We start from the raw sequence: 8,524 nt of genomic DNA, 5'->3' as shown, positions 1-8,524 counted from the left end.
GCCTACACGGCAGTGAACCCCGATATGATCATCGTCAGCCCCCTGGAACATTTCTTAGCTGCCTACACGGCAGTGAACGTCAGGTGCTTCACCAGCGTCTGGCGAAGGTTTTTCTGAGCTGCCTACACGGCAGTGAACCTCGTGGGCGTTCCAGCGCGGGCGGCTTCAGCTTTCTTAGCTGCCTACACGGCAGTGAACATAGAAGACCGTCTTGCTCCCCTCTTTCGACTTTTCTTAGCTGCCTACACGGCAGTGAACGGCGAAATAGTCTTCTGATGGCATGTTTTCGTTTTCTTAGCTGCCTACACGGCAGTGAACCCCGATATGATCATCGTCAGCCCCCTGGAACATTTCTTAGCTGCCTACACGGCAGTGAACCTGCGGCGCGCTCCCGTGGCGATCTCATATCTTTTCTTAGCTGCCTACACGGCAGTGAACTAGACAACTTCCTTCGTAACCCCATGACTTAAAAGAACAATCAGCCAAACAACCTGCCAGACCCTCTTTTTAGAAGCATCTGTAAGTGATTGATTTTACATAGGGCTTATCCCTCCTCCAAGAAGAGGGTCAGTCCCAAGCATCCGATCGGCAGGGTTCAGACTATAGCCTTTGAACCTATTTGGTTGAGGCCCTAGTGAGAAAAGTGATGGTGACGCAGTGACCAAGGTGGAGCGAGGGAGCGACTCCCTCGCCATAGAAATCAAACCGTTCAGCTGGAAGAACGACGATTGCCATCAAGCAAGGCATCGACCACGCCACGGGCCATTTCCACCGAATGCACCAGGGACCAGATCAGGCCACGCTCGACGCCGCTGGCCTGCTCGGTGATCTCGTCGGACACCTCTTCGGCGGCTTTGAGCAGCATGGAAACGTGGAGCAAGGCTTCCTCGGCGCTGATGCCGGGGCGGACGGTGAAGGGCGAGTCGGTGCCCGCAGGACCCGCGGCGGTGGGGTGAAGAGCCGCGATCAACGAGCCGTTTGGGCGGGTGTTGGCCAGTGCATGGCGAACGACTTCGTTGGCCAGATCATGGTCGGGATTACGACGGGAAGAAGGATGGCAAACAGGTGGATCGGGGACGATCTTTTTCATGGTGCAGCTCCTTGGGGTGGAGCCACCACCTGACGCTGCTAAACGTAAGGTGGCAGCTGTACGCGGGTTAGCAGACCGGTCCAAGGAATCCGGCGCACCCAAGGGCGCCCCACGCACAGCCGCCATAACAGAACTCGGCAGGCCAAAAGCCAACCGGGACAGGGGCAATACTTGCGTGTCTTGGAATCAGGCTGCTAAACCCGATCACTGAATATTCAGTGACGAACCGAGCCTAGTGAGCCGAGTACCCAGCCGCAAGCGCCAAGGAGTGTCTCGGAAACCCCTTACAAAAGAAAGAGACTTGGCCGACGGTCGCCGCTGGAGAAAGCAGCAATAAGCCCGGGGCGCGGCCTGCAATAGCAGGTGCGGCGAGGTTGAGCGGCGAGGAAAAAGGACGAGCCCGGCTTGAGGACGTCTTCGCCAGCCAGAACGGTGCAAGGCTTGAGGACCTCTTCGCCGGCAAGCCGGCTCCTACAGAATTGCGGTGGCGCGCCCTCCTCCGTAGGAGCTGGCTTGCCAGCGAAGGCGTCGGCCGGAACGGCGCAAGGCTCAAGGACCTATTCGCCGGCAAGCCGGCTCCTACGAAGAGGTGGGTTGCAGGGCGAGCTCCACCGCCTCAGGCCGCTTCACCAACGCGTACACCACCGCCGTCAGCAGGCTGCCCGCGACAATCGCCAGCAGGTACAGCAGGGCGTGGTTGATGGCATTCGGGATCAGCATGACGAACAGGCCGCCGTGGGGCGCCATCAGTTTGCAGCCGAAGTACATCGACAAAGCCCCGGTCAGGGCGCCGCCGGCGATGCTCGCCGGAATCACCCGCAGCGGGTCCTTGGCGGCAAACGGAATCGCCCCTTCGGAGATAAAGCACAGGCCCAATACCAGCGCCGCCTTGCCGGCCTCACGTTCGGTCTGGGCAAATTTGCGTCGGGCAATGAAGGTGGCAATGCCCAGGCCAATGGGCGGTACCATGCCCGCGGCCATGGTCGCGGCCATCGGTGCATAGCTCTGGGACGCCAGCAGCCCTACCGAGAACGCATAGGCCGCCTTGTTGATCGGCCCGCCCAGGTCGACGCACATCATGCCGCCCAGCAGTACCCCCAGCAGAATCGCGTTGGTGGTACCCATGCTGTCGAGGAAGTGGGTCAGGGCTTCGAGCATGCCCGCCACGGGTTTGCCCACCACGTAGATCATCACCAGCCCGGTGAACAGGCTGGCCAGCAGCGGGATGATCAGGATAGGTTTCAGCGCCTCCAGGCTTTGCGGCAAGCGCGCATATTTATTGATCGCCTTGGCCGCATAACCGGCGAGGAAGCCGGCGACGATGCCGCCGATAAAGCCCGCGCCCAGGGTGCTGGCGAGCATGCCACCGATCATTCCCGGCGCCAGGCCTGGGCGGTCGGCGATGGAGTACGCGATGTAACCCGCCAGCAGCGGCACCATCAGCTTGAAGGCGGTCTCGCCGCCGATCTGCATCAACGCCGCGGCCAGGGTGCCCTCCTCCTTGAAGGCGGTGATGCCGAAGACGAAGGACAGGGCAATCATCAAACCGCCCGCCACCACCATCGGCAGCATGAACGACACCCCGGTCAGCAGGTGTTTGTAGACCCCGGTCTTTTCCTGTTTAGCCGGTGTCTGGGCGCCTGCTGCGGAGGACTCCAGCCGGCCCTCGGCCAGGGCCTTGTTCAGGGTCGCCTCGGACTGTTTCAGGGCCACGCCGGTGCCGCAGCGATAAATGCGCTTGCCGGCAAAACGCTCGGTGGGCACTTCGATGTCCGCCGCCAGCAGCACCACGTCGGCCTCGGCAATGGCTTGGGCGCTCAGCGGATTGCGCGCGCCCACCGAGCCCTGGGTTTCCACTTGCAGGTCGTAGCCCAGGCGCTTGGCGGTTTGCTGCAGGGCCTCGGCGGCCATGAAGGTGTGAGCCACGCCAGTCGGGCAGGCAGTGATCGCTACCAGCCGCGGGGCGCGTTTGCCTGTTTCGAGCACCGGCTCGACACTGGCCTCGGTGGCGACATGGACCTGGGCCTCTTCAGCGCCGCGACGCAGCACTGCATCGACATCCTGCAGGGCCTGGGACGGGCTGCTGCGGTACACCCGCTTGCCGACAAAACGCGACATATCCACAGGCCCGGTGCTGACCACCAGCACCCACTCGGCGGCCTCAATGGTGGCCGCCGAGAGTTGGCGTTCCGGGTGCGCTTCATCGTGCACTTCGACGCTGGTGCTCCAGCCCTGGCGCTGCGCCGCGGCGTCCAGCAGGCGGGCGCAGAGCACGCTGGTGACCATTCCGTTGGGGCAGGCGGTAACTATGGCTAACTTCATGAGCAACCCTCTTATTGTTCTAGGAGGGGATGCACGCGCACCCCCTGCTCCAGCCGGGCCAGTTGCACCCTGTCGCTGATGCCGAAACCGATCTGGGTCACGGCCATGGCGGCAATCGCCGTGGCGGTGCGCAGGGTCTGTTCAAACGGCTGGGCGCTGAGCAGGCCGTGGAGCATGCCCGCCAGCAGCGAGTCGCCGGCGCCTACGGTGCTGACCACGCGGACCTTGGGCGGCAAGGCTTGCAGGGACGGCGCGGCGCTGAACCAGTTGACCCCCTCGGCGCCGTGGGAAATCACCACATGCTCGACGCCCTGGGCGCGCAACTGGCGCGCAGCCTCGGCCTGCCCGGCCACTGAAACCACCGGGCTGCCCAAGGCGTCCGCCAGCTCTTCGGTGTTGGGCTTGACCAGCCAGGGGCCTGCCGCCAGGCCGGCGCGCAAGGCAGCGCCGCTGGTGTCGAGGGCGACTTTAAGACCGAGGTTTTTCAAACGCAGCAGCAGGGCCTGGAACCATTCGGGGCTGACCCCACGCGGCAGGCTGCCGGCCACCACCACCGCGTCATGCCCGGGAGCGATCTGTTCCAGGCGTTCAAGCAGGGCCTGTTGCGCGGCTTCACTGACCTCGGGCCCTGGGCCGTTGATATCGGTAATGCGCCCGTCGCCTTCGGCCAGCTTGATGTTGCTGCGGGTGTCCCCGGGCACACGGATAAAGGCGTCGACAAACCCGCGCTGGGCAAACAACAGGTCGAAGGCCTGCGGATTGTTTTCCCCGAGAAAGCCGCTGACGGTCAGTTGATGGCCGAGGTCGGCCAGCACCTGGGCCACGTTCACGCCCTTGCCAGCGGCGTGGGTGTACATGGCGTCGCTGCGGTTGACCTGCCCTGCGTCCAGGCGCGCCAGCTGCACCGTCAGGTCCAGCGCCGGGTTGAGGGTCAGGGTAAGGATCTTCGCCATTACATGGCCTCCACTAGGGCGCGCACTTCGTTGGCGCTGCCGACGGCCAGGGCCTGTTGAGCAAGGGTTTGTGCCTGAGCCAGGCGCAGTTCGCGGATCCGCGCCTTGACCTCGGCGATGCTGCGTCCGGAGACGCTGAGTTCATCCACCCCCAGGCCCACCAGCACCGGCACCGCCAGCGGGTCGGCCGCCAGCTCGCCGCAGACCCCGACCCACTTGCCGTGGGCGTGGGCGGCACGCACGGTGATGTCGATCAGTTGCAGCACTGCCGGGTGCAGGCCATCGGCCTGGGCGGAAAGGGTCGGGTGGCCACGATCGATGGCCAGGGTGTATTGGGTCAGGTCGTTGGTGCCGATGCTGAAGAAGTCCACTTCCTTGGCCAGCACCGGCGCCAGCAGGGCGGCGGACGGCACTTCGATCATGATCCCCAGTTGCAGGTCGGCCACGGGGATTTCCCGGCGCAGGCGCTCGGTCATGTCCCGGGCCTGGCGCCACTCTTCGACGCTGCCGACCATGGGGAACATGATCCGCAGCGGGCGGTTGTCCGCCGAGCGCAGCAGAGCACGCAATTGCGCTTCCATGATCTGCGGCCGCTGCAGGGTCAGGCGGATGCCGCGCACGCCGAGGAAGGGGTTTTCTTCCTTGGCGATGGGCCAGTAAGGCAGCGGTTTGTCGCCGCCCACATCCAGGGTGCGCACCACCAGCGGACGCCCGGCGAGGCCGTCGAGTACACGGCGGTATTCGGCTTCCTGGGTGGCTTCGTCCGGGGCCTGGGGATGGGCCATGAAGATCAGTTCGGTGCGCAGCAGGCCGATGCCCTCGGCGCCGTTTTCCACGGCGGCGGCGACACCGGCGCTTTCACCGATATTGGCGAACACCTCGACCGCGTGACCATCGGTGGTATGGGCCGCCTGATGGCGCTGTTCGGCGGCCGCCTTGAGCCGTTGCTCGCGGTTGTCGCGCTCCTCGGCGGCCCGCTGCAGGGTGTGGCTATCGGCGTCGACATGCAGGCGCCCGCGTTGGCCGTCCAGCAACAAGGGCGTACCGGACTTGATCAGCAGCACGCTGGCCCCCGCGCCCACCAGGGCCGGAATCCCCAGGGCCCGGGCGACGATGGCGCTGTGGGCGGTGGCGCCGCCGCGGGCGGTGAGAATGCCGGCGACCCGGGTCGGATCGAGGCGTGCGACGTCCGAAGGGCCGACTTCGTCCATCACCAGGATGTAGGGCTGGTCCGGCTCGGCCGGGGTTTCAATGCCGCACAGTTGCGCCAGCACCCGGCGGCCGATGTCCCGCAGGTCGGCGGCGCGCTCGGCGAGCAGGGCATCCTGCAGGGCTTCCTGCTGTTTGGCGGCGCTTTCGATCACGGTCATCCACGCCGCTTCGGCGCTTTCGCCCTGCTTGAGGCGGGTGTCCACTTCATCGCTCAGTTCGGGGTCGTCGAGCATTTCCTGATGGGTGATGAAGATTTCGCGGATGGCCTTGGCCTGGCTGCGCTGGATCAGCCCCTGGATGTCCTCGCGGACCTCGGCCAGGGCCTGCTGCAAGCGCTGGCGCTCGATGGCGGTGGACTCGCCCCGCAGTGGGTAATCGATACTTTGCTGTACCTGGATATGGGCCGGGCCGATGGCGATGCCGGGCGCAGCGGCGATGGCCTGGATCAGGCTGCCGGAGGCCGGGGCGCTGAGCGGCTCGACGACCTCTTGTGGCGCTTGCCGAGGCGTGCTGACAGCCGGCAATGGCTCGACCTCTTCGCCCAGGCCCTCTTCGATGGCTGCCAGTAACGCGGGCAAGGCATCGGCGGCAATGCTGGGTTCAGCGATCAGTTCCAGTACCTGGCCACGCCGGGCCCCGAGGCTCAGCAGCTTGCTCAGGCTTTTGACCGAGACCGCAGAATCCTTGCCATCGACGATGCGGATGCGGATCTCGCCTTCAAAGTTTTTTGCCAGTTGCGCCAGCACCTTGGCCGGGCGCGCATGCAGGCCGTGGGCGTTGGCCAGGGCGATGCGGGCGCTGGGCCAGTCCGCAGGCAACTCGCCGCCAAGCACTTCCAGGACTGCACGGCTGCTGGTGGCGCGGCCCAATTCCTGGCCACGGCCTTCGATCAGCAGCGCACACAGGCGCTCCAGCAGGGCCTGGTGGGCTTCCCCCAGGCTGGCCAGGCAGAACAGGCCGCTGAGGGGCTGGCCCAGGTAGCGGAGGGGCTTGTCCGGGGTGACGAACGCCAGCCCCGGGCGCAGCACGGTCTGCTCGCTGTGCAGCCACCACAGGCCGTCACCCAGGGGCAGCGCCTCCACCTGTTGCAGCACCGCGGCAAAGCCGTTGCTCACGCACTCGGCCTGGCGCAGCAGGCGAGCGCCGCGCCAGACCAGCTCTTCGAAATCTTCCGCCGCCACCCCGAGGCCGATCATCTGTGCGTCCAGCGCCAGTTCCTGGGGTGCGCCCTGCAACAGCTTGAGCAGGGCCTGGGGGGAGCTGGCGCGACGCAGGGCCTGGCCCAGGTCGGTTTCACCCAGGGCGCGGGTCAGGAGTTGCAGGAGTCGCAAGTGCTCGTCGGATTTGGCCGCGATGCCGATGGCCAGGTAGACAATCTGCCCGTCGCCCCAATCCACGCCGTCGGGAAACTGCAGCAGGCGCACGCCGGTGGCAAAGACCTGGTCGCGGGTTTCCGGGGTGCCATGGGGAATGGCGATGCCTTGGCCAAGAAAGGTCGAGCCCTGGGCTTCGCGGGCCTGGAGGCCAGCCAGGTAACCCTCGGCCACCAGGCCGTCCGCCACCAGTTTGTCGGCCAGCAAGTGCAGCGCCGCGGACTTATCCACAGCCGACTGGCCCATGGATATCTGCTCTACAGTGAGCTCGAGCATGGCTTCTCCTATTTAGCGCGGCAGGGGGCGGCGCTAGGTATTGTTTTAAGTAAGCAGCGTAGGCGTCTTTACTGCCACAAACGGGACTCGGTGCCTGGCAGGGGCGTTTTCCGTTCGGGCTTGGGCCTAGAAAATACGCTTGCTGAAACGTTTAATCTAGCAAGTTTGGTACGTTACTCCATAATCTCGAGCGCTTGAAGTCCTTCTGGTCGATTGCCGGTTCCGACGTTGGTCGCCTGCCCAGATCAGGTAGGATTGGCGAAAATATCGGGGCAAGCACCAAAAACAAGGAAATCCCGGGTTGAAACTCAGTGATATCGCTCGCCTGGCCGGTGTGTCTGTGACCACCGCCAGTTACGTCATCAACGGCAAGGCCGAACAACAACGCATCAGCAACGCCACCGTGGAACGGGTGCGGGCGGTGGTGGAAGAACACGGCTTTACGCCCAACCCCCAGGCGGCCGGCTTGCGCAGCCGGCACACCCGTACCTTGGGTTTCATTCTCCCGGACCTGGAGAACCCCAGCTACGCACGCATCGCCAAGCTGCTGGAGCAAGGCGCCCGGGCCCGAGGGTATCAGCTGCTGATCGCCAGCTCCGACGACGCTCCGGACAGCGAGCGACAATTGCTCCAGCTGTTCCGCGCCCGGCGTTGCGACGCGCTATTCGTCGCCAGCTGCCTGCCGCCGGAAGACGACAGCTACCAGCAGTTGCAGGCCCAGGGCCTGCCGATCATCGCCATCGACCGGGTGATGCCGCCCGAGCTGTTCTGCTCGGTGATCAGCGATGACCTGCAAGCCAGCCTGCACCTGACCCAGAGCCTGCTTGAGCCTGAGCCCAAGCAGATCGTGCTGATCGGCGCGCGCCCGGAACTGAGCATCAGCCAGGAGCGTGCCGCCGGTTTCCGCCAGGCCCTCGAGGGTTTCGGCGGCGAGGTGCTGATCGAGCACGGCGAAGCCTTCAGTCGTGATTGCGGCCGCCAGCTGATGGAGGAATTGCTGCAGCGCCTGGGCCATCTGCCAGACGCCCTGGTGACCACCTCCTATGTCCTGCTGCAAGGGGTATTCGATGCCTTGCACGACTTCCCGCTCAAATCCCGGCCACTGCGCCTGGGCACCTTCGGTGATACCCAGTTGCTGGATTTCCTGCCGCTGCCGGTCAATGCCATGGCCCAGCAGCATCAACTGATCGCCGAAAAAGCCCTGCAACTGGCCCTGGCTGCCATTGAAGAGGCGCATTACCAGCCCGGCGTGCAGGCCATCGCGCGGACCTTCAAACAGCGCATCCAACAGGGCTGAA

Annotated in this window: 5 protein-coding genes and 1 CRISPR repeat array; of the genes, 1 reads left to right on the top strand and 4 read right to left on the bottom strand. The window is 64.8% G+C overall.

Annotation, left to right across the window (positions count from 1 at the left end):
• Positions 1–50 precede the first annotated feature (50 nt).
• A CRISPR array of direct repeats spans positions 51–438; the repeat unit is 28 nt; unit sequence TTTCTTAGCTGCCTACACGGCAGTGAAC.
• A 271-nt stretch (positions 439–709) separates the two neighbouring features.
• From AC07R1_RS25855 to ptsP, 4 genes are all read right to left on the bottom strand, one after another.
• Complete coding sequence (locus tag AC07R1_RS25855) at positions 710–1,090, bottom strand: DUF6124 family protein (RefSeq protein ID WP_495111089.1); 381 nt, start codon at positions 1,088–1,090, stop codon at positions 710–712.
• Positions 1,091–1,669: 579 nt separating this feature from the next.
• Entirely contained in the window at positions 1,670–3,412 is a 1,743-nt protein-coding gene (locus AC07R1_RS25850) for a PTS fructose-like transporter subunit IIB (protein ID WP_495111088.1), read from the bottom strand.
• A gap of 11 nt (positions 3,413–3,423) precedes the next feature.
• Complete coding sequence (pfkB, locus tag AC07R1_RS25845; RefSeq protein WP_093404794.1) at positions 3,424–4,365, bottom strand: 1-phosphofructokinase; 942 nt, start codon at positions 4,363–4,365, stop codon at positions 3,424–3,426.
• Positions 4,365–7,226, bottom strand: coding sequence for a phosphoenolpyruvate--protein phosphotransferase (gene ptsP / locus AC07R1_RS25840; protein ID WP_495111087.1), 2,862 nt, complete (start codon positions 7,224–7,226; stop codon positions 4,365–4,367). The genes pfkB and ptsP overlap by 1 nt, the downstream gene beginning before the upstream one ends.
• A gap of 301 nt (positions 7,227–7,527) precedes the next feature.
• Here ptsP and cra point away from each other — a divergent pair, with 301 nt between their 5' ends.
• Positions 7,528–8,523, top strand: coding sequence for a catabolite repressor/activator (gene cra / locus AC07R1_RS25835; RefSeq protein ID WP_011059214.1), 996 nt, complete (start codon positions 7,528–7,530; stop codon positions 8,521–8,523).
• The last annotated feature ends 1 nt before the right edge of the window (position 8,524 follow it).

It is taken from the genome of Pseudomonas sp. GW821-FHT07F01, assembly GCF_059418825.1.
Note: the sequence above shows the minus strand (reverse complement) of the source record. Positions and strands in the feature narration are given on the sequence as shown.

Excerpts from the sequence above, each read along its gene's own strand:
- AC07R1_RS25855 (WP_495111089.1), bottom strand. The coding sequence starts at position 1,090 with ATGAAAAAGATCGTCCCCGATCCACCTGTTTGCCATCCTTCTTCCCGT.
- AC07R1_RS25850 (WP_495111088.1), bottom strand. The coding sequence starts at position 3,412 with ATGAAGTTAGCCATAGTTACCGCCTGCCCCAACGGAATGGTCACCAGC.
- pfkB (WP_093404794.1), bottom strand. The coding sequence starts at position 4,365 with ATGGCGAAGATCCTTACCCTGACCCTCAACCCGGCGCTGGACCTGACG.
- ptsP (WP_495111087.1), bottom strand. The coding sequence starts at position 7,226 with ATGCTCGAGCTCACTGTAGAGCAGATATCCATGGGCCAGTCGGCTGTG.